Raw genomic sequence first — 26,104 nt, 5'->3', positions numbered from 1 at the left:
TGCTGCTGAATCAATACTGTGTAAAGCAGTTAGTTGCCCGGGCCGGCTTCTTCGGCCATCCGCAGGAATCGGGCTGCCAGTTCTGCCCCGCCGTCGGGGTCCCGTGCGACCAGCAGCAAAGTGTCGTCGCCTGCGATCGTACCCAATACGGACGGCATCACGGAGTGGTCGACGGCGAGTGCCAGGAAGTTCGCCGCACCCGGAGGCGTGCGCAGGACGACGATGTTGCCCGATGCTTCCGCCGTCACCAGCAGTTCCCCGCAGAGCCTGGAGAGCCGTGCATCAAGGATTTCCTGGGTGACCCCGCTCTTGGCGTTGCGGTCGCCGCCTTCGCCCGGCACTGCGTAGACCAATGCGCCATCCTTTCCACGCACCCGCACGGCACCCAGTTCCACAAGGTCGCGGGACAGAGTGGCCTGGGTGACCTGGACGCCGTCGTCCGCCAACAGAGCTGCAAGCTCTGCCTGGGAACGCACGGACTCACCCGTCAGGATCGCGGTGATACGCGCCTGGCGGGCAGTCTTGGTGGCTGGGCTTGCGCCCGGCACGGACGGATTGGTGGACACTAGAACGTGCTCTCCCCGGTGCCTTCAACCGGCGAAAGACCCTCGACGAAGGCAAGCCCCGAGCGGTGCATCAGCCACGCCATGAGTGCCTTCTGGGCGTGCAGGCGGTTCTCGGCCTCGTCCCACACGATCGACTGCGGGCCATCGATGACGCCGGCAGAAATCTCGTAGCCGCGGTAAGCAGGAAGGCAGTGAAGAACGACGGCGTCCGGCGCGGCTTGCGCCATGGCAGCTTCATCCACGGAGTAGTCGCGGAACAGCTGCAAGCGGGCTTCCTTTTCGGCTTCCTGGCCCATGGAAACCCACGTGTCCGTCGCCACGACGTCGGCGCCCTTGAGGGCTTCGGCGGCATCGCTGGTGATCAGGACGGAACCACCGGTCTCCGCGGCGCGTTCCTCGGCTGCTGCCACGATTTCCGGAGCCGGCAGGTAGCCTTCGGGGCCGGAGATGCGGACGTGCATACCGGCCGTCACGCCGGCCAGCAGGTAGGAGTTGGCCATGTTGTTGGCTGCGTCCCCCAGGTAGGCCATGGTCAGTCCGGCCAGTTCGCCCTTGTGCTCCTTCACGGTCAGGAGATCTGCAAGGAGTTGGCACGGGTGGTAATCGTCGCAGAGGGCATTGATGACGGGAACCTTGGAGTTTTCCGCCATGGCCACGAGGCCTGAATGGGCGCCGGTACGCCACACGATGGTGGAGACCATGCGCTCCAGGACCTTCGCGGTGTCTTCCACGGATTCCTTGTGGCCAATCTGCGCTTCACCCGGATTGATGATCAGGGCGTTGCCGCCCATGTCCGCAATGCCTGTGGCGAAGGAGACGCGCGTGCGGGTGGAGGTCTTGTCGAAGATCACGGCCACGGTCTTGCGGCCGTTGCTCTCCGCGGCGAAGGGCTGCACGCTGTACGGCGCTGCCTTCATCCTGACGGCGAGGTCCAGGACCTCGGCCTGCTCGGCAGGGCTCAGGTCCGTGTCCTTGAGGAAGTGGCGGGTGGTTGACGTGCTCACTGTGCGTCCTTAGCGGTTTGGGCGGTAGCCGTGGCGATCAAGGCGGGCAAAGCTGACAGGAATCGGTCGGCCTGCCCGGTGGTCAGGATCAGCGGAGGTGCGAGGCGGATGGTCCGTGGTCCTGGACTGTTGATGATGAAGCCGGCATCCAAAGCTGCCGTCACCATGGCGGGTGCGATGTCGGCGTTCACATCGAAGCCGATCAGCAGGCCCTCGCCGCGGACATCGGTGACGGCCTCCACGGCGGCCAGGCCCTCGCGCAGGTGTGCCCCGACGGCCAGCACGTTCTGCAAGACGCCCTGGCTTTCGATCGCGTGCAGCGTGGCGAGCGCGGCGGCCGTGGCCACCGGGTTCCCACCGAAAGTGGTGCCGTGCTGTCCTGCGGTGAGCAGGGCCGACGTCGTACTTCCGAAAGTGATCAAGGCACCCACCGGGAAGCCGCCACCGAGGCCCTTGGCGAGCGTGACGGCGTCGGGCACGATGCCCGCATCCTCGCTGGCCAGCCACTTGCCGGTGCGGCCGATGCCGGTCTGGACCTCATCCAGGATGAGCAACGCCCCAGCGGCCGCGGTGGCCTCACGGGCCGCCTGCAGGTAGTCGGCGCTGAGGGGCCGGACGCCCGCTTCGCCCTGGATGGGTTCCAGAAAAACGGCTGCGGTGGAATCGTCGACGGCGGCACGCAACGCCTCGATGTCATCGAACGGAATGTGGACCACGCCACCGGGCAGTGGTTCAAACGGGGCGCGGTACGCTTCCTTGGCCGTGAGCGCCAAAGCGCCCATGGTGCGTCCGTGGAAAGCACCTTCGAGTGCGATGATCTTGGTGCGCTTGCCGTCGGAGTTGTTCCGGCGGGCGAGCTTGAACGCGGCCTCGTTGGCCTCCGTGCCGGAGTTCGCGAAGAACACCTTGGAACCCGCGGGAGCGTTGGAGATCGCCAGGAGCTTCTCGGCGAGCGCGATCTGCGTTGGGCTTGTAAAGAAGTTGGACACATGGCCAAGAGTGGCGAGCTGGCTTGAAATGACCGACGTGACGAACGGGTGGGCGTGGCCCAGCGCGTTGACGGCGATGCCGCCGAGGAGGTCAAGGTATTCCTTGCCGTCGGCGTCCCACACCAGGCAGCCGGCGCCGCGCACCAGGACACGCTGCGGGGTGCCGAAGACGCCCATGAGCGAGGACGAGTAACGGGCAAGCCAGTCAGCTCCCGAGCTCTGGGTAACGAGGGTGGTTGCGGCAGCCTCCGCAGCGATGGGGGCCCCGCCCGCTTCGCGGTGCCCAACCACACCCGGCCCCCCATGGCTGCTGCGGCTTTCGGCGGAATGGCTCAGTTCGGTACTCATGCGTTCACTTCCTCGTCGGGGACAACCTGGGTGCCGATACCCGCGGTCGTAAAGGTTTCCAGCAGCATCGAGTGCGCGAGGCGCCCGTCCACGATGTGGGCGCGCTGCACGCCTTCGTCGATTGCTTTGAGGCAGGCGGCCATTTTAGGGATCATTCCGGACTCCAGGCGAGGCAGCATTTCACGGAGCTCGGTGGCCGTCAGCGAGGAGATCAGCGAGGACTTGTCCGGCCAGTTGGCGTAGAGGCCCTCGACGTCGGTCAGGATGACGAGCTTGGTGGCGCCCAGTGCGGAAGCAACGGCTGCGGCGGCGGTGTCCGCGTTGACGTTGAGCACCTGGCCGGTGGTGGAGCCGGTACCGTCTCCCGTGTCCAGGATTTCGGGAGCGACGGTCGAAATCACGGGGATGCGCCCGGCGTCGAGGATGTCCTTGATACCTGCGGGGTCAACCCCTACAACCTCTCCTACCAGGCCAAGGTCCACTTCCTCGCCATCAACAACGGTGCCGGTGCGTACGGCGCGCAACAAGCCGCCATCCTCGCCGGACATGCCGACGGCGTACGGTCCGTGGGAGTTGATGAGGCCGACGAGTTCGCGGCCTACCTGGCCGGTGAGGACCATGCGGACTACGTCCATGGCCTCGGGCGTGGTGACCCGGAGGCCTCCCTTGAACTCGGATTCAATGCCAAGCCGGCTGAGCATGGAGTTGATTTGGGGGCCGCCGCCGTGAACCACCACGGGGTGGATGCCCACGTGGTGGAGGAACACGATGTCCTCAGCGAAGGCACGGCGCAGCTCGTCATTGACCATGGCGTTTCCGCCATACTTGATCACCATGGTGGTCCCGGCGAAGCGTTGGATCCACGGCAACGCTTCGATCAGTGTCCCGGCCTTGTCCTGGGCGTCGCTCATTGACGTGGTCTCCCGAGTGTGCGCAGTCATCGTTTTCCGCTCAGCTTGAGTAGGCGCTGTTCTCATGCACGTAATCGTGCGTGAGGTCATTGGTCCAGATTGTCGCCTCGGCCTCGCCGGCCTGCAGGTCGATTTCGACCAGAACTTCGCGCGGCTCAAGGTCCACCAGGTTGCGGTCCTCGCCAATGCTGCCGTTCCGGCAGATCTGGACGCCGTTCATGGCGACGTTGAGTTGATCGGCTTCGAACACGGCGTCCGTTGTTCCCACAGCGGAGAGGACACGGCCCCAGTTGGGGTCCTTGCCGAAGATGGCGGCCTTGAAAAGGTTGGACCGGGCGACGGACCGGCTGACGGTTTCGGCGTCCCGTTCGCTGGCAGCGTTGAAGGTGCGGATGGCGATGTCGTGGCTGGCGCCCTCGGCGTCGCCGATGAGCTTGCGGGCCAGCTCGGCGCAGACCCGAGTCACGGCTTCGCTCAACTGCTCGGTGGAAGGCAGGGCTTCGGAGGCCCCGGATGCCAGCAGCACCACAGTGTCGTTCGTGGACATACAGCCGTCCGAGTCGGCACGGTCAAAGGTGACGCGCGTTGCGTCGCGGAGGACGACGTCGAGCTCGTCAGCAGGCACCTCGGCGTCCGTAGTCAGGACCACCAGCATGGTTGCCAAGCCTGGTGCCAACATGCCGGCACCTTTGGCAATGCCACCCACGGTGAACTGCTTGCCTTCAGCATCGGTTCCCGTGAAAACCGCTTCCTTGGAAACGCTGTCCGTGGTCATGATGGCCGTGGCCGCAGCGGGACCGCCGTCCTCGCTGAGCTCTTTGGCGGCCGCTTCGACGCCCGGGAGGATTTTGTCCATGGGCAGTTGCTCGCCGATCAGGCCAGTAGAGCAAACCACGACGTCGGAAGCTGAGACTCCCAGCACGTCAGCCACTTTCTCCGCGGTTGCGTGGGTGTTCTGGAAACCCTGCGGTCCGGTGCAGGCGTTGGCACCCCCGGAGTTCAGAACGACGGCGTCCACACGGCCGTCGCTGACCACCTGGCGGGACCAGTGCACGGGAGCGGCCGCTACGCGGTTGGAGGTGAACACAGCAGCGGCTGCCTTCGACGGTCCGTCGTTGACGACCAGGGCGAGGTCCGGGTTGCCTGATGCCTTGATGCCGGCTGTGACGCCAGCGGCGCGGAATCCCTTGGGGGCGGTAATGGTCACGGTGCTACTCCCTGCAGGTTCAGGCCGGCCGTTTCATCCAGGCCGAGGGCAATGTTCATGGACTGCACGGCGCCGCCAGCGGTCCCCTTGGTGAGGTTGTCGATAGCGCAGGTCACGATCACGCGGCCTGTGTGCTGGTCAAACGCCAGTTGCATGACGGCATGGTTGGAACCCTGCACCGATTTGGTGGTGGGCCACTGGCCCTCTGGCAGCAGGTGGACGAACGGCTCGTCGTCGTAGGCATCTGCCCAGGCCTGCCGGAGTTCGGCGTACGTCACGCCGTGCCCGGCCTTTGCGGTCGCCGTCGTGAGGATGCCCCTGCTCATCGGGGCGAGGGTGGGCGTGAAGGACACCGTGACCGGCTCGCCCGCGGCATTGGACAGGCCCTGTTCGATTTCCGGCGTGTGGCGATGACCGCCACCCACGCCATACGGGCTCATGGAACCCATGACTTCACTGCCAATGAGGTTGACTTTGGCTGCCTTGCCGGCGCCCGAGGTGCCTGAGGCGGCGACAATGACGACGTCGTCCGTCAGGAGGAGATTTTTGGCGAACCCGGGCGTCAAGGCGAGCAGGGCCGACGTCGGGTAGCAGCCCGGGACTGCGATGCGGGTGGCGCCCTTGAGCGCCTCACGCTGCCCCGGCAGTTCCGGCAGGCCGTAAGGCCAGGTGCCCGCGTGGTCCGAGCCGTAGAACTTTTCCCACGCCGCGGCGTCCTGGAGGCGGTGGTCCGCGCCGGCGTCGATCACTACGGTGCCTTCAGGCAGCTGGGCGGCGATCTCTGCGGAAGCGCCATGGGGAAGGGCCAGGAACACCACATCGTGGCCGGACAGGTTTTCCACCGTGGTGTCTTCAAGGATCCGGCTGGCCAAACCATGGAGATGCGGCTGCAACTCCCCTAGTCTGGAACCGGCGTTGCTGTGCGCCGTGATCGCACCGATGGTGACGTTCGGATGGCCCGCGAGCAAGCGCAGCACTTCTCCCCCGGCGTAGCCGCTGGCACCGGAGACGGCAACAGAAATAGTCATGACTCCACTATACAGCAAGAATATTCACGCTGTCCGATATTTATGCATGCCTAATGTGAGCTGTCACATTTGTTAGGACATTGCGCGTATGCTTAGTGGAGGGTGATCCAGACCGTGCAGTCCGAACGTCGGCTGCAGCGTTGCCCGTTAGTGATACGGGGCATATAAATGGCACCCACGTCCACCGCTGAGCGCCCCAAAGCACGCGCAATTCAGCCAAATCCCGTCGTTCAGAGCTACTCAGAGCTCCTCAAGAGCGTCAAGTCCGCAGGACTCCTCGAGCGCCGCAGCGGCTTCTATATCTGGGTTTTCGTAGCCCTGATACTGCTCATGGCCGGCACCTGGCTCGGCTTCGCCCTCATTGGCGAATCCTGGTACCAGCTCCTCATTGCCGCGGCCGTCGGCATTCTCTGCACGCAGTTGAGCTTCCTGGCCCACGAAGCCGGACACAAGCAGATCTTTGCCTCCCGCCGCGCCAACGATTGGTCGGCGCGTCTCCTGGCCACAGGCGTTGCGGGCATCAGCTACTCATGGTGGGAACAGAAACACGGCGCCCACCACAATCACCCCAACGTCATTTCCAAGGACCCCGACATCCGGAACAACGCATTGGTGTTCTACGAGGACGCCGCGGCCGAGCGCAAGGGCCGCCTGGCATTCCTCACGCGCCGGCAGGGCTGGTTCTTCTTCCCGCTGTTGACCTTGCTTGGCCTGAGCCTGCAGTTCGATTCCATCCGCTTTGTCTTCGGCAAGCAGAAGGTCCGGCACCGCTGGGTGGAAACCCCCATCCTCGTGGCACGCCTGACGGCGTTGCCGGTGCTGGCTTTCACCTTCCTGCCCATCGGAATGGCGTTCGCTTTCCTCGGCGTCCAGATCATGGTTTACGGCTTCTACATGGGCGCATCCTTCGCCCCCAACCATAAGGGCATGCCCGTGCTTCCCAAGGACAGCCGCGTGGACTTCCTTAACCGCCAGATCCTGACCTCCCGCAACATCTCCGGCGGTCGCTTCATGGACTTCCTCTTGGGCGGACTCAACCGGCAGGTAGAGCACCACTTGTTCCCGGACATGGCACGTCCGCACCTTCACAAGGCCGCCGGCATCGTGAAGGAATTCTGCGCCAAGCACTCGATCCCATACACCGAAACCACGCTCATGCAGTCGTACGGGATCGTGGTCAGCTACCTCAACGAGGTGGGCCTCGCAGCAGGCCGCGGCTTCGACTGTCCCGTGGCTTCGACGCACGGACGCCGCTAGCCGTTCGACATGGAAGGCCCCAACCTCCCTAGGATGGATTCTGAAACCGGGCACCGGAAGGACCGCCCCGGAGTGAGGAGCCACCATGACGCACGCCATTGTCGCAAAGCAGCCCGGAGGACCTGAAGTCCTCGAATACGCCTCTGTGGAAGCACCAGCCCCCGGTCCCGGCCAGTTGCTGATCAAGGTCGCAGCTGCCGGGGTGAACTTCATCGAAACCTACCAGCGCAACGGAACCTACAAGGTTGACTACCCCTTCACCCCCGGCGCAGAAGCCGCCGGCACGGTGGAGGCGGTGGGTGAGGGCGTGGAGGACATTGCCGTTGGCGACCGTATTGCCACGGCTGAAGGGTCCCGCACCTACGCCGACTACACTCTCGTGGATGCTGCGAAAGCGCTTCCGGTTCCGGACGGCGTCGACGACCACACTGCAGCTGCCCTTCCGCTGCAAGGGATCACAGCGCATTACCTGATGAACTCCTCCTTCCGGGTGGAGCCGGGACACACCGTCCTGCTGCACGCGGGGGCCGGAGGCGTTGGCCTCCTGCTGACCCAGCTGTTGAAGGCCCGCGGGGCACGCGTGCTTACCACCGTCTCCTCCGACGAAAAGGCCGAGCTGTCCAGGCTGGCCGGAGCTGACGAGGTCCTCCGCTACGACGGTTTCGCCCACAAGGTCCGTGAACTGACCGACGGCGAAGGCGTCAACGTGGTGTACGACGGCGTCGGTAAAGACACCTTTGACGAATCCCTCAAGAGCCTGCGCATCCGGGGAGCCATGGTGCTCTTTGGTGCCGCGTCCGGGCCGGTGCCGCCATTCGATCCCCAGCGCCTGAACGCCGGAGGCTCCTTGACCTTGACCAGGCCAACCATGGCCCACTTCGTGCAGAATACACACGAGCGCCGGTGGCGCTCGGCCGAGATTTTCGACGCCGCCGCCAACGGAACGCTCTCGGTCAGGGTCGGCGCAACCTACCCCTTGGCCGAAGCTGCCCAGGCCCACCGTGACCTGGAAGGCCGCCGGACCACCGGCAAAGTCCTGCTTCTGCCGTAACTCCAAAGCCCGGCTCCCGAACAACTGGCGACCTACAGGCAAACAGTGGTGCAAGAAAATGTGACGAACAGGAAACGACAGACACCTTTTGTTCACCTTTCTGCGCAAAGCTAGGCCTGTGAGCACAGAACATCCCGTGGGGGCCGGGCCGGCACCCGCCCTGACCACCTACCGCCCCCAGTTGCCGGGCGGCACCGCTGCACCAGCCGAGCGCACGCTGGTGGACATTCTGGAAGAGACCGCAGCGTCCTTCCCCGAGGCTTCGGCTCTGGATGACGGGCAAAAATCACTCAGCTACACCGAACTCCTCAGGGCGGTCAGGGCCTTCGCCGCACGATTGAACGCTGCGGGCCTGGGTCGTGGTGACAAGCTCGGCATCCGCATCCCTTCCGGCACGAACGAGTTGTATATCGCCATCCTGGGAATCCTCATGGCCGGCGCCGCGTACGTTCCGGTTGATGCCGACGATCCCGAGGAACGGGCACGCCTCGTGTTCGGGGAAGCCAAGGTTGCCGCGGTGGTAGGGGCGGGACTTGATATCCGAGCCGCCGGTGCCGCACGGGAGCCTGTATCGGAACCTTCAAAACCGGGGCTGGATGACGACTCCTGGATCATCTTCACCTCGGGATCCACTGGTACGCCCAAGGGTGTTGCAGTTAAACATCGATCTTCCGCCGCCTTCGTTGACGCTGAAGCACGGATTTTCCTCCAAGCCGATCCCATCGGTCCCCAGGACAGAGTGCTGGCGGGCCTGTCGGTAGCCTTCGATGCTTCCTGCGAAGAGATGTGGCTCGCCTGGCGCCACGGTGCCTGCCTCGTCCCGGCTCCGCGGGCGTTGGTGCGGACCGGCATGGACCTGGGTCCCTGGCTGATCAACCACGGCATCACCGTGGTTTCCACGGTGCCCACCCTTGCTGCGTTGTGGCCGACAGAGTCCCTCGAAAACGTCCGCCTCCTCATCTTCGGCGGCGAGGCATGCCCGCCGGAGCTGGCCGAACGGCTCGCCGTCGATGGCCGCGAAGTCTGGAACACTTACGGACCCACCGAGGCCACCGTCGTCGCCTGCGCCGCACCGTTGGGCCGACCCGGCCCGGTTCGGATCGGGCTGCCGTTGGACGGCTGGGACCTCGCCGTCGTCGATTCTGATGGTGTCCCGGTCGCGGAAGGCGGGATCGGTGAACTGATCATCGGCGGCGTCGGGCTGGCCCGCTATCTCGATCCCGCCAAGGATGCCGAGAAGTATGCACCCATGGCCACGCTGGCTTGGGACCGTGCCTACCGTTCCGGGGACCTCGTCCGCTTCGAACCGGAGGGCCTGATCTTCATGGGTCGCGCCGACGAACAGGTCAAGCTGGGTGGACGGCGCATCGAACTGGGCGAGGTGGACGCGGCGCTGCAGGCACTCCCGGGAGTTGCCGGCGCTGCCGCCGCAGTTCAGACCACTGCTGCCGGCAACCAGATCCTGGTGGGCTATCTCGCCCCCGTTGACGGCCACGAGCTAAATCTGGAGCAGGCCCGCCGCCTGCTGGGCGAAAGCCTTCCGGCAGCATTGATCCCCCTGCTCACCGTGGTGGATTCGCTGCCCACCAAGACCAGCGGGAAGGTGGACCGGCATGCCCTCCCCTGGCCGCTTGCGGGAACCAGCGCTGCTGAGGCCAACAACGCGCCCCTGAACCTACCCGACGACGCCCGTTGGGTGGTGGACCAGTGGGAGTCGGTGCTGGGCAGTCCCGTGAGCTCCCTCGACGCGGATTTCTTCGCCTACGGCGGCGGGTCCCTGGCCGCAGCCCAGCTCGTCTCTGCCCTCCGGGTCCGGTACCCCACCATCACTGTCGCTGACATCTACGCGACCCCGCGTGTCGGAGCCCTGATCGATGCCGCCCGGCAATCACTGCCCGACGGCGGTGCGGCAGGTCCGCCTGTCGAGCGCACCGTGCGTCCCACAGCCTTGAAGTCGCAGATCTTCCAGGTCCTCATGGGCGTGCCCCTTCACATCCTGGTGGGAATGCGTTGGCTCACCTACCTGATGGCCGCGAACAGGTTACTGGCAGACTTTGCCGGATTCGCCGCAGCTCCTGTGGTGTCCTGGTGGTGGATCGCGGCATCCTGGCTGGTCTTCGTCAGCCCGCTGGGCCGTATGACCATTTCGGTAATAGCGGCACGCGTGCTGCTCGGCAAGATCGAGCCTGGCACCTACCCCAGGTCCGGCAAAACCCACCTTCGCTTGTGGCTCGCCGAACAAATACAAGACCTCTCCGGGGCCATCGGCCTCGCCAGCGCCCCGTTCGTGCCCTACTACGCGCGCGCCCTCGGTGCCAGGATCGGCCGGGATGTGCACCTGCATTCCCTGCCGCCTGTCACCGGTCTGCTGTCATTGGGCAATGGTGCCAACATCGAGCCGGAAGTCGATCTCTCCGGCTGGTGGGTGGACGGCGACTCGGTCCATATCGGCCAGATACACGTGGGAGCCGGTGCCGTGGTCGGTGCGCGAAGCACCCTCATGCCCGGTGCCACCATTGGTGCAGGCGCACACGTAGACGCCGGATCCGCGGTCCTGGGCAAAGTGAAGGCCGGGCACTTCGTGGCTGGATCCCCGGCCGAACGACGCGGCAAGGCAAAACACGACTGGCCTGAGTCCCCCGCCCGACCTTCCGCTGTGGACCGGCTGTGGTTCACCGCTTTTGCCGGCGCTTCTGCGCTTCTGGCCCTGATACCGTACATCTCCGCTTTCGCTGCTGCGATGCTTTTTATGGCGTTCATCCAAGGCCACGATTCATTGGAGAGCGCGTTCCCCCAGATATCCATGGCCCTGCCACTCGCGGCGTTGACGTGGTTCTTCGGAAACCTGGTGCTCATCCTCGTTGTTGCCCGGCTCCTTGGCCTCGGACTCAAAGAGGGGTATTACCGTGTCCGCAGCCGGATCGGCTGGCAGGTGTGGGCCACGGAACGCCTGCTGGACATGGCACGTGACCTCCTCTTCCCCGTCTATGCCAGCCTGTTCACGCCTGTTTGGCTGCGCTTGCTCGGAGCCAAGGTGGGCAAGAACGTGGAAGCCTCCACAGTGCTGCTGGTGCCCAGGATGACGACCATCGGCGACGGCGCGTTCCTGGCTGACGACACCATGGTGGCATCCTACGAACTCGGCGGTGGCTGGATGAAAATCGCTCCGGCCAAGATCGGAAAACGGTCATTCCTCGGTAACTCCGGCATGACGGCCGCCGGGCGGAATGTACCAAAGAATTCCCTCGTGGCCGTCCTGTCGGCCACTCCTGCCAAGGCGAAGTCGGGCACGTCGTGGCTGGGCAGTCCCCCGGTCAGGTTGCGACGCACCGCCGTCGACGCGGACCAGACACGGACATTCCAACCGCCCCTTAAGCTCAAAATCGCGCGTGCACTGTGGGAATTGTGCCGTTTGGTTCCTGTCATCCTGACGGTTACCATCGCCGTCGGCGTCATGCTGGTCCTCGATTGGCTGGCCCGTGGATGGGGCTACTGGATCGCGGCGATCCTCGGCGGCGTCGTGATGTTGGCAGCCGGAGGCGTCGCAGCACTCAGCGCCATCGTCGCCAAGTGGGTCCTGGTGGGAACCATTCGCGCCGGCGAGCACCCCCTGTGGAGTTCGTTTATTTGGCGCAACGAGGTTGTGGATACGTTTATCGAAATGGTCAGTGCGCCGTGGTTCGCCAGGTCCGCTGCGGGCACGCCCGCCCTGGTGTGGTGGCTGCGCGGGCTCGGCGCCAGGATCGGCCGCGGTACCTGGTGTGAAAGCTACTGGCTCCCCGAAGTCGACCTCGTGACACTCGGCGAGAACTCCACCGTCAACCGCGGCTGCGTGGTCCAGACACATCTGTTCCACGACCGCGTCATGAGCCTGGACACCGTGACGCTCGGGAACGGAGCCACCATGGGCCCCCACGGCGTCATCCTCCCTGCGGCCAGCATCGGCGACGGTGGAACCGTGGGCCCGGCGTCGTTGGTCATGCGTGGCGAAACTGTCCCAGCCGGGACGTACTGGATGGGCAACCCGGTGAGCCCATGGGTGGGTCCGTCTGCACAAGCGCCCCGTCTCAAGTAGATTGGGCAGATCATGACCGCACCCATCACCACCCCCATGACCGAAGCCGACCCGTACACCCTGGACCACGGCAGCACCAGCTACCGTGTGGACCGGTATGAGTTGGACCTCGACGTCAGGCTGGGCAGCAACAAGCTGATCGGCAAGGCGGTCCTGCGGTGCACGGCATTGGAACGGACAGCGCAGATAGTCCTGGACCTGGTGGGATTGCGGGCCACCAAGGTCCAGCTGGATGGCAAGAAGCTCCAGAAACTCAGCCACAGGGCCCAGCACCTGGTCCTGGCTCCCCCGTCCGCGCTCAAGCCCGGCCAACAGTTCTCACTGGAGATCCGCTACGACGGCAATCCGCAACCCCGCCGCGGATTGTGGGGAGATGTTGGCTGGGAGGAATTGAACGACGGCGTACTGGTGGCCGGCCAGCCGAACGGCGCAGCGTCCTGGTTCCCTTGCAATGACCACCCCCGCTACAAGTCGAGCTTCCTCATCTCGGTGACCACCGATGACAACTACCGTCCGGTATGCAACGGACGGCTCGTATCGCACTCCCGGAAGTCCAGCAGGGAAACCTGGGTCTACGAGCAACCCGAGCCGATGGCGACGTACCTGGCTACCGTGCAGATCGGCCGCTACACCAAGGTTCCCTTGCAGGCCGACGATACCCACCACCGGGTGCCCCAGTTCGTTGCCGTTACCCCCGAAATGGCAGCCGACGCCCTGCGGGGTCTGGAACGCCAGCCGGACATGATGCGTACTTTCGAGGATTGCTTCGGACCGTACCCATTCACCGATTACACGTCCGTGGTCACCGAAGACGAGCTGGAAATCCCCTTGGAAGCCCAAACGGTCTCCATTTTCGGTCGCAACCATATGCGCGACGCCTGGGAATCCCAGCGGCTGATCGCCCACGAACTTTCCCACCAGTGGTTCGGGAACTCCCTGACCGTCAACAGCTGGAAAGATATCTGGCTGCACGAAGGCTTCGCTTGTTACGCCGAGTGGTTGTGGTCCGAGGAATCCGGGACCATGACTGTCGCAGCGCGGGCTACGGCCGCGTGGAAGAGGCTCGACGCCGGGCCGCAGGACCTGCTGGTTGGCGACCCCGGCCCGGAGCTGATGTTCGATGACCGGGTCTACAAACGTGGGGCTTTGGCGGTTCACGCCATGCGAATGGCGGCCGGCGACGAGGCATTCTTCGGTTTCCTCCACCATTGGACAGCCAGGAACCGGCACGGGTCAGTGTCCACGGAAGCGTTCATCGTAGCCGCGAACGCATTCATTCCGGGATTGGATGCCGCTGCCGTTCTCCGGCCGTGGCTGTACGAGGCAGCACTTCCCGCGCTGCCGTCACCACGCTAGCCGATCGCCAAGGCGGCCACCAGGCCGTCCGGCAGCGCCCGGCCGCCGACGGTGTGCAGGTCCTGCACACCGCGGCGCTCCAGCACATCCAACTCCGCCGGGTTGTGCCGCAGGCCTTCCCCAGTCATCTTTAGCCAAGCCTCTTTGCGCGCCCACAGGCGGGCGCGCTGACTATCTCGTTCCTTATCCGGGATGGTGGACAGGAAGCGTTTCTCGGTTGCGGTCAGCGCGACGTCGTCGAAGCCTTCGAAGGTTGCTGTGCCAGTCGATTCAAGATCCACTCCCAACCGTAGTTCTTCGGGAGCATGGGCGACGCCGGCCAGTAGTAGCCAGCCCGACGCCCGGGACGCGCTGAGCGCGAGAGGTGCGGGGCCGCCGTCGAGCAGGAACCCGGGACGGCCGTGGTCCTGGCCTTGCCCGCACTGCGGGCAGTGATAGTTCGCCACGAGCTGCTGGGGTTCCACGTTGAGGAGCGTTGCAGCGAACAGCTGCAGCGAAATCCGGGCCGCAACGAATTCGTCCCGGTCCTTGGCGCTGGCAAACCTGGAGGCCCGACGCCTTGCGGGTTGTCCCAGGTCCGGTGGGTGCTCAGCAGAAGCCAGCATGCCATCGAGCCGGTGCACCTCAAGCAAAAGCTTGTCGATCATGCCTTTTCCACGACCCTGATTGATTCCACAAACAAGGGAAGCAACGGGTTGGTGCTCCCCCGAAGCCAGGCAACGCCAATGTCCCAGCTCGCGGAATTCAGATCGATCTTTACCAGGTGCACACCGTCGGGGATGATGGCCGAGGCGCTTGCGGGAACTACTGCCGGGCCCGCTCCGGCGGCTACGAGTGCCACCACCGTCAGCAGGTCGGACGTTTCGTACACCGTGGTGGGACTGCACCCCAAATCCATAAACAACTCGCTTGTTTGAGCGGCCAATCCCGGCCCACGGGCGGGGACGAGGCGTACCAAGGCCTGGTCCTGGAGCCAAGCCCGCAGACTCTTTCGACCGGTCCCGGGAACAGGCTCACCCGCAGGGATGGCGAGTGCCAGATGATCCCGCCGAATCACCCGGGCGGCAATGTCCTGCGGAGCAGGCATGCGAACAAACCCCACGCTGAGCGTGCCGTCACGGAGTGCGTCGAACTGCCGGGAGGAGGACATGTCTTCGAGCTTGATGTCGATTCCGGGGTGCCGCGCACGGAAAGCCGCGACAGTCTGGGGCGCTACATCGATCGTCGACATCCCGAATCCCACGTTGAGAATACCCTCAGCCCCCGCTGCTACCCGCTCCATGCGGCGGGCCAAGGCATCCGCCCTGCGCACCAGGTCGACCGCGTCGACGAGCAACGCCTCGCCGCCAGGCGTCAGCGCTGCACCGTGGCGCCCCCGGGTGAACAGCGTGGTCCCTGCCTGCCGTTCCAGGACCTGGATCTGCTTGGTCAGGGCGGGCTGGGTTGTGGACAGCGCTTTGGCAGCAGCCCCGAAGTTTTGGTTCGCGGCAACCGCGATAAACGACCGCAAAAGGCGTAGTTCCATTTCATAACACTATCGACAGGACCAGTCCCGCTCACATACTGCGGTGCGGCACGCAGACACCCAACAATTCCATTCCAAAACAGAATGAATAAGGCCAAATTTTTCATTAGACAGAATGGGTCATCGCAAGAAGCATGGGAGAGACAAACCCAAGGAGAACCCATGCCCGATAATCCACAGACCATACTTCGCGCCTCGACAGTCCAGTTCGAAGCAATCCCGGACCGTCCGGACCTCAACCTCGAGACCATTCGCCGGCTCGCCACCGCTGCAGCCATGGATGGTTCGCAACTGGTCGTGTTCCCGGAAATGTGCTTGCTCGGCTACTGGCACCTTCGAAGGCACACGCCCCAACGTTTGCATCAACTTGCCGAGACGGAGGGCGGCCCCAGCATCCTCGCCGTCCAGAACCTCGCCCAAGAGCTGGGCGTAGGCATCGGCGTCGGATATCTCGAGGCAGACAGCGACGGAAGACTCTACAACTCATACGCGGTATGCCTCCCCGACGGAGCACGGCACACCCACCGGAAGATCCATGCCTTTGAACACGAGGCGATCGACAGCGGATCCCGGTTCACGGTCTTTGACACCCCCTGGGGCGTCAAAGCCGGAATCCTGATCTGCTGGGACAACAACTTGGTCGAAAACGTCCGGGCGACAGCACTACTGGGCGCGACAGTGCTCTTGGCCCCTCATCAAACCGGTGGCACCAACTCCCGGAGTCCCAGGGGAATGAAGCCCATTCCCAGCACCTTGTGGGAAAACCGTGCAGCAGATCCTGCAGCCATTGAAGCGGCCTTCCGTGGACCCCACGGGCGCGGGTGGCTCATGCGCTGGCTGCCTTCCCGCGCCCACGACAACGGCCTTTTCATCATCTTCAGCAACGGTGTCGGCCCTGACGATGACGAGATCCGCACGGGTAACGCCATGATCATCGACCCCTATGGGGCGATCATCGCAGAAACCTGGAGTGCAGGCGAAGCAATCGTTACGTCCGAGCTGGACCTCGGCCTGGTGCCTCTCTCAACCGGCCGGCGGTGGATACGGGGCCGCCGACCGGAACTCTACGCCTCCCTCAGCCAGCCACAGGGCAATGAGCTCGACGCCCGAGCCGCGCGCTTCTCGCCCCACCCGGTCGAGCTCCCGTAGCTTCTCACTTCACCGAGGTCAGGTAATTCGCCAGGGTGGGCGTGATGCGGGTACCGGAGTTGGTGCTGCCACCGTTGGTGTGGATGGCGACAATGGTGTTGGAGCTGTTGTATACGGGTGCTCCACTCTGGCCGCCGAAGGTGTCCATCTTGTAGTAGACCTTTTCGGTTGCGGAACTGTCGATGGTGCCCGTCATGGACCACATGGTTCCAAATGCCTTGTCGCCCGGGTAGCCGCGCACTGTTGCGGTGGTTCCGTTCAGGCTGGCCGTCGCACCGGTGTAATTGAGCCACCCGGTGGTGTTGCCAATGGTGCAGTCGAGTTTAATGACGCCCCAGTCGGCGTTGGTGTTGGCTGAGTCGATCCAACGCTGGTCCGTGAGGAGTTGGGTAGCACCGCAGGTACCGTAAGGATCCGTCGATCCATTCCGGCCAGGGGCCACTTTGACGCCCCAGGAGTAATCCGCCGTCGAACCCGTGCCGCCCGTGTGGACACAGTGCCCGGCCGTCAGCACGGTGTCGTCGGAGATGAGGGAACCGGAACAGATGTAACCGCCATTGAATTCAATCTGCACGATGGAGCGGTTGGGTGCAGCCGTGGTGTTGGTGATACGGACCCGGCCGTCAGCGCCGATGACTGAATCCGTGGAGGCGCCCCCCTTCTTGGTGGGTGCGGCGATGGAATAACGGTCGGCCAACGGGGACGCGGCGGAGCCGGACGTCTGGGATTTATCCACGGTGTGGGACACGGGCTGGACCTCGGCGGACGCTGGTTGCGGCGTCGGCTCTGACGCCATGGCAGCTCCTCCAAGCGAGGACGTCAAAGCCATTACCGCAGCCCCGACAAGCACAGCAACATTCTGCTTTTTCATGGGTACCTTTCAAGGGACGGCCCTTGGAGAGCCGTGCGAGGGATGTGATACACATGTTTCACATGTGTATGACAAAACTGTCATACATGTGTGAATAGTCTGTCAATATGCTGGGAGTGGAATCTCGATAAAACGAAAATCCCCGGAACCGAGGAGGTTCCGGGGATTTAGCGTGCAAATGCGGGATCAGCGCTGGACAGCACCGAAGCGTTCAGCGGCGACTGCGACAGCCGAGGCCCGAGCTTCTGACGCTTCGTCGGCAGTCAGTGTGCGGTCGTTGGCACGGAAACGCAGTCCGAAGGCCAGCGACTTCTTCCCCTCTTCGATGCCCGGACCCACGTAAACGTCGAACAAGGCGACATCCTCAAGGAGTTCACCTGCACCTTCGCGCAGGGCAGCCAAAACCTGGTCTGCTGGTACATCCTGCGGAACCACCAGCGCAACGTCCTGCGTCGCAACAGGGAACCCGGAGATGTGCTTGGCAACAATCACATCAGCAGCAGCTTCGAACAGTGCTTCAACATTGACCTCGAAAGCCACAGATCGGGCAGGCATGTCGTGTGCTGCCAGGAGCTTCGGGTGGAGCTCTCCCGCGTAACCGACAACATCGCCGTTCCGCAGGGAAAGCTCAGCGGCACGCCCTGGGTGGAACGCCTGGTGGCTACCCTGGCTGACAACCAGTTCAACCCCAAGAACGTCGGAAATGAGGCGGGCAACGTCCAGGGCGTCTGCCCAATCCCAGGCGCGGGGCTGGTGCGTCGCGGCAGCCGGCGAGTCGTGGCCGGTCAGGACAGCGCCGACGTGCAGCGGCTGGTGCGGGACGCCGTCGTACAACGCATCAAGCACCTCATCTGAAGGCCTGACGCCCAACGGCGGGATGGACTCCGTACCAAGCTTGTCGCCCGGAAGGAAGACCGAACCCACTTCGTACAGTGCCAGGTCGCGGAAACCGCGTGAGTGGTTGCGGCGTGCTACCTCAATGAGGCCAGGGAGGATGGACGTACGGAGGTAGCCGTTCTCCTCGCTGATCGGGTTAGCCAGCTTCAATGCCGGACGTTCCGCGCCTTCCTCCGCAACACCGAAGGTGTCGTTGGCGGCTTTGGAAACGAACGGGTATGACAGCACCTCGGTGAGCCCTGCATCAGCCAAGGCCTGGACAACACGACGCTTCTGCTGCTGGCTGCGGGTCAAGCCACGGCCCGGAGGCGCTACCGGGAGGGTTGAGGGGATGTTGTCGTAGCCGACCAACCGCGCGATTTCCTCAGAGAGGTCCTCCTTGGTTTCGAGGTCATTGCGCCAACTCGGAGCAGTCACCCGGTAGCCGGCGGCAGTCTTCTCCACCACGGCACCCAGATCCTCAAGTGAGGTAGTAATCTGCTCGTCGGTGAAGTCGATACCGATCCGGGCAGCAGCGAACTCAGCGGGCAGCTCGATGGTGACGGGATCAGGGGCGGTTCCGACGTCGGTCCCCGCCTCGTCTGCCGTACCGCCGGCCAGCTCTACCAAAAGGTCCACGACGCGCTGGGCGGCAATGTTGGCCACGTGCCAGTCGACGCCGCGCTCGAAGCGCTTGGACGCTTCGGACGGCAGCTTGTGGCGGCGACGCGACCGGGCAATGGATACCTCGTCGAAGTGCGCGGCTTCAACCAGGATGTTGGTCGTGGAATCCGACACCTCAGTGTGGGCGCCACCCATGACACCGGCGATGCCAATGGCGCCGGAGCCATCAGTGATCAGCAGGTCCTCGACGTCGAGCGTACGCTCCTTGCCATCGAGGGTGGTGATCTTCTCCCCCGTGACGGCACGCCGGACCACGATGTCGCCTGAGAGCTTATCGAGGTCGTAGCAGTGGTTCGGCTGGCCGAGCTCCAGCATCACGTAGTTGGAGATATCCACGGGCAAGGAGATGGAGCGTACTCCGGCCAGGCGAAGGCGCGAGGACATCCACGGCGGGGTGGGACGCGAAGCATCCACGCCGCGGACTGTCCTGGCCACGAAGCGATCGCAGCCCGGCTTGCCGTAGATGGGTGCGTCGTCGTTGAGCTTGACTCCGTAGCCGCCCTGGAGGGAGGCCGGCGCGTTGACCCTCGACGCCGGATCTACGAACGATGTTCCCGTTGCGTGGGCATACTCCCGCGCAACACCGCGGATGGAGAACGCATATCCGCGGTCCGGGGTGACGTTGATTTCCGCTGCCTGGTCATAAAGGCCCAGGAGTTCCATCGCGTCGGTGCCGATTTCGGGATCCAAGCCAATGCTGGACAGCACCAGGATGCCATCGTGGTCATCGCCAATGCCCAGTTCACGGACGGAAGCGATCATGCCTGCGGACAAGTGGCCGTAGGTCTTGCGCGCGGAAATCTGGAAGTTTCCCGGCAGCACAGCACCGGGCAGGGTGACAACTACTTTGTCGCCCTCAACAAAGTTGTGCGCACCGCAGATGATGCCCTGCACGCCAGAAGGATCAATGCCCTTGCCGGTGAGTGTCTGCTCTTGTCCTTCGGGAACGACGCGGACCTGGCACCAGTTGATGGTCTTGCCGTTGGATTGCGGCTCCTTGACCAGGCTCAGGACCTGGCCTACGACGATCGGGCCGCTGAGTTCATCCGTGGGACGGTGGACTGCTTCTTCTTCAAAGCCGACCTTGACCAGGTCAGCCATGACGTCTTCGGCCGTTGCATCGGCCGGGACCTGCGCGAATTCACGCAGCCAGGAAAGTGGGATACGCACTGTTAGATCTCCATCCCGAAGTGCTCGCTGAAACGTACGTCGCCTTCGATCATGTCGCGCATATCGCCGACCTCGTTGCGGAACATGAGCGTGCGCTCAATGCCCATGCCGAAGGCAAAACCTGAATAGATGTCCGGATCGATGCCGGCTGCCCGGAGGACGTTGGGATTGACCATGCCGCAGCCACCCCATTCGATCCAACGTGGGCCGCCCTTTGCTCCGGGGTGCCAGATGTCCAACTCCGCGGACGGTTCCGTGAACGGGAAGTAGTTGGGGCGCAGGCGGATGGACGCTTCGTCGCCGAACATCTGCCGGGCGAAGTGCTCCAACGTGCCGCGAAGGTCCGCCATGCTGAGGTCCTTGTCGATCGCAAGGCCCTCGAACTGGTGGAAGACAGGGGTGTGGGTAGCATCGAGTTCATCGGTGCGGAATACCTTGCCGGGGCACAGCACGTAGATGGGCACTTCGCGTTCCAGCATGGAGCGGACCTGCACCGGCGAGGTGTGGGTACGCATGAGCAGGTGCGCCTCGGGGGGTTCCACGAAGAACGTGTCCTGCATTTCGCGGGCGGGGTGGTCCGGCTTGAAGTTCAGGGCATCGAAGTTGAACCATTCCGACTCGACCTCGGGGCCTTCGGCGATTTCCCAACCCATGCCCACGAAGATGTCCGACACGCGATCCTGAAGCGTGGACAACGGGTGGCGTGCACCGGCACGGCGACGTCGCGGAGCGGCAGTGACATCCACAGTTTCCTCGACGAGGATCCGGGCATCGTTCTCTGCCTCCAACACCTCGGTCCGGGCTGCGAGCGCCTGATTGACCCGGCCGCGGGAGGACCCCATGAGCTTGCCTGCAGCAGCTTTGTGTTCCTTGGCCAAGCCGCCAATTTCACGGTTGGCTAGGCTCAGGGGCGACTTCTCGCCGGTGTGGGCGAGGCGGACAGCCTTGAGTTCTTCGAGGGAGGAAGCTGCCGCGATGGCTGCGAGCGCGTCCTCGACGGCGGCGGTGATGGCGGCTTCATCCAGCGGATTCGGGCTGGCAGCGCCTGGCAAAGTGTCAGTCATCTACTGTTCTTAGCTACGAGTAGGGAGCGGCCGGCAATGCTGGCCTGGAAAACGAAAAAGGGCAGTGCTCGCCGCGGACGGCTGGCACTAACGTCCAGTCTAGTTGAACGTCATGGACCTGATTTAACGCCTGTCTCCCGTCCGGCCTCCGCAGGACCCACGGGTCTAGCATGGCTTCATGACTCCCGCGCAGCGCCTGAGGCAGATCGCAAATGTCATCAACCTGTCCACGCCGTTGGGACTTGGGGTGGCGGTGGCGTCGCGCTCCCGCCTGTCGCACGGTCCCCGCGGCCTGGTGATCGCTGCCGGGTACCGCTGGAAATTGCCCCATGCGGGAGCGTTCACCGTGGGGAATGTGATTCTTTACCGGGCACCCCATGGCCTGGCAGGCAGCAACGCCACCCTCCTGGGGCACGAGGAGCGGCACAGCACCCAGTATGCGTATTGCCTTGGCCTGCCCTTTTTCGCCTTCTACGGGATCGCCGCCGGGTGGTCACTGCTGCGCAGCGGAGACCCGGCGTCGATGAACTTCTTTGAGCGCCAGGCCGGCCTCGCCGCCGGCGGCTACGTTGACAACCACAAGCGTCGGCAGGGCGGACCAGCCGACCAACGAATCGAGGCTTAAGAATGAAGCGAACCATCACCGTCACCGGCACCGGCAGCGCCAAGGCCGCCCCCGACCTGGCCACTCTGACTCTCGGCGTGGAAACCCGCCGCGAGACTGCGGGAAAGGCATATGACGACGCCGGAAAGGCGGCTTCCGCTGTCGCTACGGCTTTGCATGAAGCCGGCGTGGCCGGCGTTGACATGCGAACGAGTGGCTTGAACCTCCGTGCCGACGTCGCATGGGTGGAAGGGCAGGGCCAAAAGGTGACCGCCTACGTCGCATCCACCACATTGCAGGTGGGCATCCGCACCCAGGCAGATGCTCCGGCTGCCATCGCTGCCGCGATTGCCGCCGGTGGGGACGACATCAGAATCAACGGTATCGAGCAAGGCTTCGCGGATACGGCTCCCATCAATGCACAGGCACAGGAGGCGGCGTGGCAGGACGCCTTGGCCAGGGCGGAGCAGTACGCCGGTCTGGCAGGCGCGCGGCTTGGAGCCGTTCGATCCATTTCCCAACAACCAGTTCCAGGCTCCCCCATTCCCATGGGCGGGCTGGTCAGGGCCTCCTTTTCCGCGGAAGCGCTCCCGGTGGAGGCCGGCGAATCGTCAGTCTCCGCTTCTGTCACGGTGGAGTGGGAACTCCTTTAGTGGACTGCTCCTGTTTAGTGGATTGCTCCTGCGGGCAGCTGTATGTCCGTTGTGGTTCCAAGCGCCGTGCGGACAACCGAGGCAACGCCTTCGGCCATCACTTCAAGGGGCATGGACGGAGTGGCAGCGGCCGGTGGCAATTGCTCGGGAAGGTAGGGGACGTGGATGAAGCCCCCGCGGACCCCGGGCCTGGACGCCAGCGCGTGCATGAGCGCATAGAAGACGTGGTTGCAGACGTACGTGCCGGCTGATTGTGAGACTTCGCCCTTGATGCCGGCGATCTGGAGGTTCCGGAGTGCTGCTTTGATCGGCAGGCTGGAGAAGTAGGCAGCTGGTCCGCCCTTGATAACTTCCTGGTCGATGGGCCGTTGGCCGGCGTTGTCCGGAATCCTGGCGTCATCGCAATTGATGGCGACACGTTCCAGCGATACGCGCTCACGCCCGCCTGCCAGGCCCACGCAAACCACCACGTCAGGAACCAGCCGATCCATGGCCGCGTTCAGGGCGGCAGCCGACCTGCCAAAAACGCACGGCAGTTCGAGTGCTTCCACCGCGTGGCCCTCGTTCCGGAGGATGTCCCTGGCACGTTGCACGGCTAGCCACGACGGATTGACCGCATCCTCGCCAAAGGGTTCGAAGCCAGTCAGGAGAATCATGGGCCAACCCTAGCAACACCGCCATCCGCGTGTTCGGACTGCCCGCCGAAGCCTTGACATTTATTCGAACATAACTTCGAATAGAGACCATGAGATGGGACGCACAAGCACTTTCACCGGCACGTGGGTTGGCGTCCGATAACAGTGGCAACACGCCTTCCGGCCCTGCCCCGGCCATGGAGGCCCTGCTGCCGCTTGCCGGGCTTGTGCGTTCCGCCTCGACACCCGAATTCTCCGGAGTCACCTTCCATGAGGTCACCGCAAAGTCAGTGCTCAACAAGGTGCCTTCCGGTTCGGCCATGCCCTTTGAATGGACGGTGAATCCCTATCGGGGCTGCAGCCACGCCTGCGTCTACTGCTTTGCCCGCAAGAGCCACACCTACCTGGAATTCGACGCCGGCCGGGACTTCGATTCGCAGGTGGTGGTCAAGATCAACGCTGCGGAGGTCCTGCGCAAGGAGTTGGCCAAGCCCTCCTGGCAGCGACACCAGGTTGCCCTCGGCACCAATACGGACCCTTACCAGAGGGCCGAAGGCCGGTATGCGCTCATGCCGGGAATCATCCGGGCACTGGCGGACTCAGGAACACCCTTCTCCATCCTGACCAAAGGCACATTGCTGGCCCGGGACATCCCCTTGCTCAAGCATGCGGCAACCCAGGTTCCCGTGGACCTCGGCATCTCGCTTGCCATGACCAACGAAGACCTCGCAGAGCTCATTGAGCCCGGGACCCCATCCCCCCGTGCGAGGTTGAAGCTCATAGCCCGACTCCGTGACGCCGGCCTGGGATGCGGGGTCATGGCAATGCCCATCCTGCCGTGGCTCACGGATTCCGATGAAGCCCTCGACGCCTTGTTCACCGAACTGGCCAAGGCGGGTGCCACGGGAGTCACCGCCGGGGCCCTGTACCTCAAGCCCGGGACCAGGGAATGGTATATGAGTTGGCTCGCTGCCCAGCATCCGGAATTGGTGGGCAAGTACCGCCGACTGTACGGCCAGGGTTCCTATGCCTCGAAGGAATACCGGAGCTGGTTGGCAGGCAGGATCAGTTTCTTTAAGGCCAAGCACGGCTTCACTGGAAGCTCCGGTTTCAGCCACCGCAATGCCCGCCGCACCGACGGTTCAGGAGCCCCTTCGGAGGCCACAGCTGCAGCACCCTTGCCGGGACAAGAGCCGCTGTTCTGAGGCGCCCTGCGGGGCTGTGAACAAGTCGCTGGGGAGCTTACTCGCCGGCAGCCACCCGATCAAGCAGGGCCTGGACAATCGGCAGGTCCGCCGGAATCCATGCAAGTCCGAGAACGTCGTCAAGGCCGTCCAACGACATCCAGCGCAGTTCGTCGTGATCTTCCAGTGGGCGGGGCTCCCCTGCGGTCAGCTCCGCGAACCATACCCGCATGGATGCACGCTCGTTTAGAGTCCACCCGGCGCTCTTTCCGGATTCAAGCTCCTGGCCCAAACGGACCTCAACCCCCAGCTCTTCGGCGAGTTCCCGGTGCAGTGCGGCCTCTGCCGTTTCGCCCGTTTCCACCTTGCCACCGGGGAACTCCCACATCCCTGCGAACTGGGGAGGGGCTGTGCGGCGTGCAGCGAGAAGACGGGTGGGTGCTTCCAGGGAGTCCACGACGGCGGCGCCAACAACGTTAATGAGTCCAGTCACCCGAACAGTCTATGGCCGGCTCGTCCATGGGCATCGTCACATGCTGACGTCACCTCGCCTGAGCGCGACTAAACTTGTTATCGGATTTTCTCCGCGTTTCCCGGCCGATCAGGCACCCCTCAAGAAGCAGGCTTATGACTACCACCGTGTCCCCGTCCGCCACAGCGAAAGCTACCAAGCGCCACCTTGGCATGGCCATCCTGGCCCTGGCAATGGGCGGGTTTGCCATCGGTACCACCGAGTTCGCCATGATGGGCCTCCTGAAGGAAATCGAGGAAGGGCTGCATATCAGCACCCCTGAGGCAGGCGGCCTCATCTCCGCCTACGCTCTGGGCGTCGTCATCGGCGCGCCGATCTTTGCAGCCTTCGGCGCAAAACTTCCCAAGAAGCACCTTGCCTTGGGTCTCATGCTTTTCCTGTCCGTGGCAAACCTGACGTCCTTCATCGCCCCGGACTACGGTTCCATGCTGCTCTCCCGCTTCGCCTCCGGGCTCCCCCACGGCGCCTTCTTCGGAGTGGCAGCTGTTATCGCGGCGGGCCTGGTGGCTCCCACAAAGCGCGGCTGGGCGATTTCCATGGTGATGGCCGGCCTGACGGTGTCCAATGTCATCGGCGTGCCTTTAGCCACCTGGGTGGGACAAACTTTCGGTTGGCGGCTGCTGTTCATCATTGTCGGCGCCATCGGACTTCTCACCGTTGTCATGGTGTGGAAGTTCGTCCCGTTCGAAGCCGCCCACCCGGACGCCAGCATCCGGCGTGAGCTGGGAGCCCTCAAACGCCTCCAGGTGTGGCTGGCGCTGTTGATCGGCATCATCGGCTTCGGCGGCTTCTTTGCCGTCTACACCTACATCGCCCACACGATGACGTCCGTGGCCGGTATGCCCGAGAGCCTTATCCCCGCCGTCGTGGCCCTTTATGGCCTCGGCATGGTGGCCGGCAACATCATTGGCGGAAGAATCGCGGACAAGTCCGTCATGGGGACCATCTACTGGGTCATGCCCGGAATCGCCGTGGCCCTGGTGGTTTACGCTATCGCGGCGCACTGGGCATGGGCAGCCTTCATCATGGCCTTCGTCGTTGGCGGCGTGGGATCCATGCTGACCCCCGCACTGCAGACACGCCTGCTGGATGCCGCTCCGGGCGCAGCTTCCCTTGCCTCCTCCTTGAACCACTCGGCCCTGAACATTGCCAACGCACTGGGCGCTTTCCTCGGGGGCACAGTCATCGCGTGGGGTTGGGGTTATGTGGCTCCGGCACTCGTGGGTGCGGTCCTGGCCATCCTGGGCCTCGGCGTTGCCGTTGTGAGCGGCCTGCTGGAACGCAGGAAGCCGCTGGCAAGCTGACAGCCGCTGGCCGGCGCGTACAGCGCGCAGCCAGCCAACAAAGGACCCCTAAACGACGAAT

General features: G+C 64.0%; 22 protein-coding genes. 9 read left to right on the top strand and 13 right to left on the bottom strand.

What is annotated here, in order from left to right; genetic code table 11:
* Positions 1 to 29: 29 nt before the first annotated feature.
* From ABHM97_RS18150 to argC, 6 genes are read right to left on the bottom strand one after another with little or no spacing between them, the layout of a single operon-like run.
* A complete protein-coding gene (locus tag ABHM97_RS18150) occupies positions 30 to 566 on the bottom strand; it encodes an arginine repressor (protein ID WP_235521873.1) in 537 nt (178 codons plus the stop codon).
* Complete coding sequence (gene argF, locus ABHM97_RS18145) at positions 566 to 1,570, bottom strand: ornithine carbamoyltransferase (RefSeq protein ID WP_349471742.1); 1,005 nt, start codon at positions 1,568 to 1,570, stop codon at positions 566 to 568. Before argF ends, ABHM97_RS18150 begins: the two co-directional genes overlap by 1 nt.
* Positions 1,567 to 2,907: an acetylornithine transaminase gene (locus ABHM97_RS18140; protein WP_349471741.1), complete on the bottom strand. Its 1,341-nt coding sequence runs from the start codon at positions 2,905 to 2,907 to the stop codon at positions 1,567 to 1,569. Before ABHM97_RS18140 ends, argF begins: the two co-directional genes overlap by 4 nt.
* A complete protein-coding gene (argB, locus tag ABHM97_RS18135; protein ID WP_235521870.1) occupies positions 2,904 to 3,848 on the bottom strand; it encodes an acetylglutamate kinase in 945 nt (314 codons plus the stop codon). Before argB ends, ABHM97_RS18140 begins: the two co-directional genes overlap by 4 nt.
* A gap of 10 nt (positions 3,849 to 3,858) precedes the next feature.
* Entirely contained in the window at positions 3,859 to 5,025 is a 1,167-nt protein-coding gene (argJ, locus tag ABHM97_RS18130) for a bifunctional glutamate N-acetyltransferase/amino-acid acetyltransferase ArgJ (protein WP_349471740.1), read from the bottom strand.
* On the bottom strand, positions 5,022 to 6,053 hold the full coding sequence (gene argC / locus ABHM97_RS18125; RefSeq protein ID WP_235521868.1) for an N-acetyl-gamma-glutamyl-phosphate reductase: 1,032 nt from the start codon (positions 6,051 to 6,053) through the stop codon (positions 5,022 to 5,024). The genes argJ and argC overlap by 4 nt, the downstream gene beginning before the upstream one ends.
* Positions 6,054 to 6,221: 168 nt before the next feature.
* Here argC and ABHM97_RS18120 point away from each other — a divergent pair, with 168 nt between their 5' ends.
* The 4 genes from ABHM97_RS18120 to ABHM97_RS18105 all read left to right on the top strand — a co-directional run bounded on the left by ABHM97_RS18120 (position 6,222) and on the right by ABHM97_RS18105 (position 13,792).
* Positions 6,222 to 7,310 (top strand): fatty acid desaturase family protein, encoded by a 1,089-nt coding sequence (locus tag ABHM97_RS18120; RefSeq protein ID WP_235521867.1) that lies wholly within the window; start codon positions 6,222 to 6,224, stop codon positions 7,308 to 7,310.
* Positions 7,311 to 7,395: 85 nt separating this feature from the next.
* On the top strand, positions 7,396 to 8,361 hold the full coding sequence (locus ABHM97_RS18115; protein ID WP_257371078.1) for a quinone oxidoreductase family protein: 966 nt from the start codon (positions 7,396 to 7,398) through the stop codon (positions 8,359 to 8,361).
* Positions 8,362 to 8,479: 118 nt separating this feature from the next.
* Complete coding sequence (locus ABHM97_RS18110) at positions 8,480 to 12,436, top strand: Pls/PosA family non-ribosomal peptide synthetase (RefSeq protein WP_349471739.1); 3,957 nt, start codon at positions 8,480 to 8,482, stop codon at positions 12,434 to 12,436.
* 12 nt (positions 12,437 to 12,448) lie between these two features.
* Positions 12,449 to 13,792: a M1 family metallopeptidase gene (locus ABHM97_RS18105; protein ID WP_349471738.1), complete on the top strand. Its 1,344-nt coding sequence runs from the start codon at positions 12,449 to 12,451 to the stop codon at positions 13,790 to 13,792.
* On the opposite strand, the gene ABHM97_RS18100 is transcribed toward ABHM97_RS18105, so the two are convergent.
* Together ABHM97_RS18100 and ABHM97_RS18095 are read right to left on the bottom strand one after the other, a co-directional pair.
* Entirely contained in the window at positions 13,789 to 14,439 is a 651-nt protein-coding gene (locus ABHM97_RS18100; RefSeq protein ID WP_349471737.1) for a 4'-phosphopantetheinyl transferase family protein, read from the bottom strand. The two genes, ABHM97_RS18105 and ABHM97_RS18100, sit on opposite strands and share 4 nt — an antisense overlap.
* Positions 14,436 to 15,317, bottom strand: a complete 882-nt coding sequence (locus ABHM97_RS18095; RefSeq protein WP_349471736.1) for a LysR family transcriptional regulator — start codon at positions 15,315 to 15,317, stop codon at positions 14,436 to 14,438. Before ABHM97_RS18095 ends, ABHM97_RS18100 begins: the two co-directional genes overlap by 4 nt.
* A 162-nt stretch (positions 15,318 to 15,479) precedes the next feature.
* On the opposite strand from ABHM97_RS18095, the gene ABHM97_RS18090 reads away from it, so the two are divergent.
* Complete coding sequence (locus ABHM97_RS18090; protein ID WP_349471735.1) at positions 15,480 to 16,466, top strand: nitrilase family protein; 987 nt, start codon at positions 15,480 to 15,482, stop codon at positions 16,464 to 16,466.
* A gap of 4 nt (positions 16,467 to 16,470) precedes the next feature.
* On the opposite strand, the gene ABHM97_RS18085 is transcribed toward ABHM97_RS18090, so the two are convergent.
* The 3 genes from ABHM97_RS18085 to pheS form a co-directional block, all read right to left on the bottom strand.
* On the bottom strand, positions 16,471 to 17,337 hold the full coding sequence (locus tag ABHM97_RS18085; RefSeq protein WP_349471734.1) for a trypsin-like serine peptidase: 867 nt from the start codon (positions 17,335 to 17,337) through the stop codon (positions 16,471 to 16,473).
* A 186-nt stretch (positions 17,338 to 17,523) separates the two neighbouring features.
* Positions 17,524 to 20,067, bottom strand: a complete 2,544-nt coding sequence (pheT, locus tag ABHM97_RS18080; RefSeq protein WP_349471733.1) for a phenylalanine--tRNA ligase subunit beta — start codon at positions 20,065 to 20,067, stop codon at positions 17,524 to 17,526.
* Positions 20,068 to 20,069: 2 nt separating this feature from the next.
* Entirely contained in the window at positions 20,070 to 21,131 is a 1,062-nt protein-coding gene (gene pheS, locus ABHM97_RS18075; RefSeq protein ID WP_235521858.1) for a phenylalanine--tRNA ligase subunit alpha, read from the bottom strand.
* A 178-nt stretch (positions 21,132 to 21,309) separates the two neighbouring features.
* Here pheS and ABHM97_RS18070 point away from each other — a divergent pair, with 178 nt between their 5' ends.
* Together ABHM97_RS18070 and ABHM97_RS18065 are read left to right on the top strand one after the other, a co-directional pair.
* Complete coding sequence (locus tag ABHM97_RS18070) at positions 21,310 to 21,756, top strand: hypothetical protein (protein WP_257371086.1); 447 nt, start codon at positions 21,310 to 21,312, stop codon at positions 21,754 to 21,756.
* A gap of 2 nt (positions 21,757 to 21,758) precedes the next feature.
* Positions 21,759 to 22,388 carry an SIMPL domain-containing protein gene (locus ABHM97_RS18065; RefSeq protein ID WP_349471732.1) on the top strand — a complete coding sequence of 210 codons (630 nt, stop codon included), beginning with the start codon at positions 21,759 to 21,761 and terminating at the stop codon, positions 22,386 to 22,388.
* A 14-nt stretch (positions 22,389 to 22,402) separates the two neighbouring features.
* Here the strand turns inward: ABHM97_RS18065 and pcp are convergent, their stop codons facing one another.
* Entirely contained in the window at positions 22,403 to 23,044 is a 642-nt protein-coding gene (gene pcp, locus ABHM97_RS18060) for a pyroglutamyl-peptidase I (protein ID WP_349471731.1), read from the bottom strand.
* Positions 23,045 to 23,133: 89 nt separating this feature from the next.
* On the opposite strand from pcp, the gene ABHM97_RS18055 reads away from it, so the two are divergent.
* Entirely contained in the window at positions 23,134 to 24,228 is a 1,095-nt protein-coding gene (locus ABHM97_RS18055) for an Rv2578c family radical SAM protein (RefSeq protein WP_349471730.1), read from the top strand.
* Between the two features lie 37 nt (positions 24,229 to 24,265).
* Here ABHM97_RS18055 and ABHM97_RS18050 read toward each other — a convergent pair whose 3' ends face one another.
* Entirely contained in the window at positions 24,266 to 24,700 is a 435-nt protein-coding gene (locus ABHM97_RS18050) for a (deoxy)nucleoside triphosphate pyrophosphohydrolase (protein ID WP_235521853.1), read from the bottom strand.
* Positions 24,701 to 24,834: 134 nt separating this feature from the next.
* Between ABHM97_RS18050 and ABHM97_RS18045 the strand changes: the two genes are divergently transcribed.
* Positions 24,835 to 26,043, top strand: a complete 1,209-nt coding sequence (locus ABHM97_RS18045) for an MFS transporter (RefSeq protein ID WP_349471729.1) — start codon at positions 24,835 to 24,837, stop codon at positions 26,041 to 26,043.
* Positions 26,044 to 26,104: the final 61 nt, after the last annotated feature.

The organism is Paenarthrobacter sp. CAP02 (genome assembly GCF_040137855.1).
In the GTDB taxonomy this organism is placed as follows: Bacteria; Actinomycetota; Actinomycetes; order Actinomycetales; family Micrococcaceae; genus Arthrobacter.
This window is presented reverse-complemented; position numbering and strand designations above follow the sequence as displayed.

Bases quoted from the DNA above. Each gene is read 5' to 3' on its own strand.
- ABHM97_RS18140 (WP_349471741.1), bottom strand. From the start codon at position 2,907: ATGAGTACCGAACTGAGCCATTCCGCCGAAAGCCGCAGCAGCCATGGG.
- argB (WP_235521870.1), bottom strand. From the start codon at position 3,848: ATGACTGCGCACACTCGGGAGACCACGTCAATGAGCGACGCCCAGGAC.
- argC (WP_235521868.1), bottom strand. From the start codon at position 6,053: ATGACTATTTCTGTTGCCGTCTCCGGTGCCAGCGGCTACGCCGGGGGA.
- ABHM97_RS18120 (WP_235521867.1), top strand. From the start codon at position 6,222: ATGGCACCCACGTCCACCGCTGAGCGCCCCAAAGCACGCGCAATTCAG.
- ABHM97_RS18115 (WP_257371078.1), top strand. From the start codon at position 7,396: ATGACGCACGCCATTGTCGCAAAGCAGCCCGGAGGACCTGAAGTCCTC.
- ABHM97_RS18105 (WP_349471738.1), top strand. From the start codon at position 12,449: ATGACCGCACCCATCACCACCCCCATGACCGAAGCCGACCCGTACACC.
- ABHM97_RS18100 (WP_349471737.1), bottom strand. From the start codon at position 14,439: ATGATCGACAAGCTTTTGCTTGAGGTGCACCGGCTCGATGGCATGCTG.
- ABHM97_RS18095 (WP_349471736.1), bottom strand. From the start codon at position 15,317: ATGGAACTACGCCTTTTGCGGTCGTTTATCGCGGTTGCCGCGAACCAA.
- ABHM97_RS18090 (WP_349471735.1), top strand. From the start codon at position 15,480: ATGCCCGATAATCCACAGACCATACTTCGCGCCTCGACAGTCCAGTTC.
- ABHM97_RS18085 (WP_349471734.1), bottom strand. From the start codon at position 17,337: ATGAAAAAGCAGAATGTTGCTGTGCTTGTCGGGGCTGCGGTAATGGCT.
- pheS (WP_235521858.1), bottom strand. From the start codon at position 21,131: ATGACTGACACTTTGCCAGGCGCTGCCAGCCCGAATCCGCTGGATGAA.
- ABHM97_RS18070 (WP_257371086.1), top strand. From the start codon at position 21,310: ATGACTCCCGCGCAGCGCCTGAGGCAGATCGCAAATGTCATCAACCTG.
- ABHM97_RS18065 (WP_349471732.1), top strand. From the start codon at position 21,759: ATGAAGCGAACCATCACCGTCACCGGCACCGGCAGCGCCAAGGCCGCC.
- pcp (WP_349471731.1), bottom strand. From the start codon at position 23,044: ATGATTCTCCTGACTGGCTTCGAACCCTTTGGCGAGGATGCGGTCAAT.
- ABHM97_RS18055 (WP_349471730.1), top strand. From the start codon at position 23,134: ATGAGATGGGACGCACAAGCACTTTCACCGGCACGTGGGTTGGCGTCC.
- ABHM97_RS18045 (WP_349471729.1), top strand. From the start codon at position 24,835: ATGACTACCACCGTGTCCCCGTCCGCCACAGCGAAAGCTACCAAGCGC.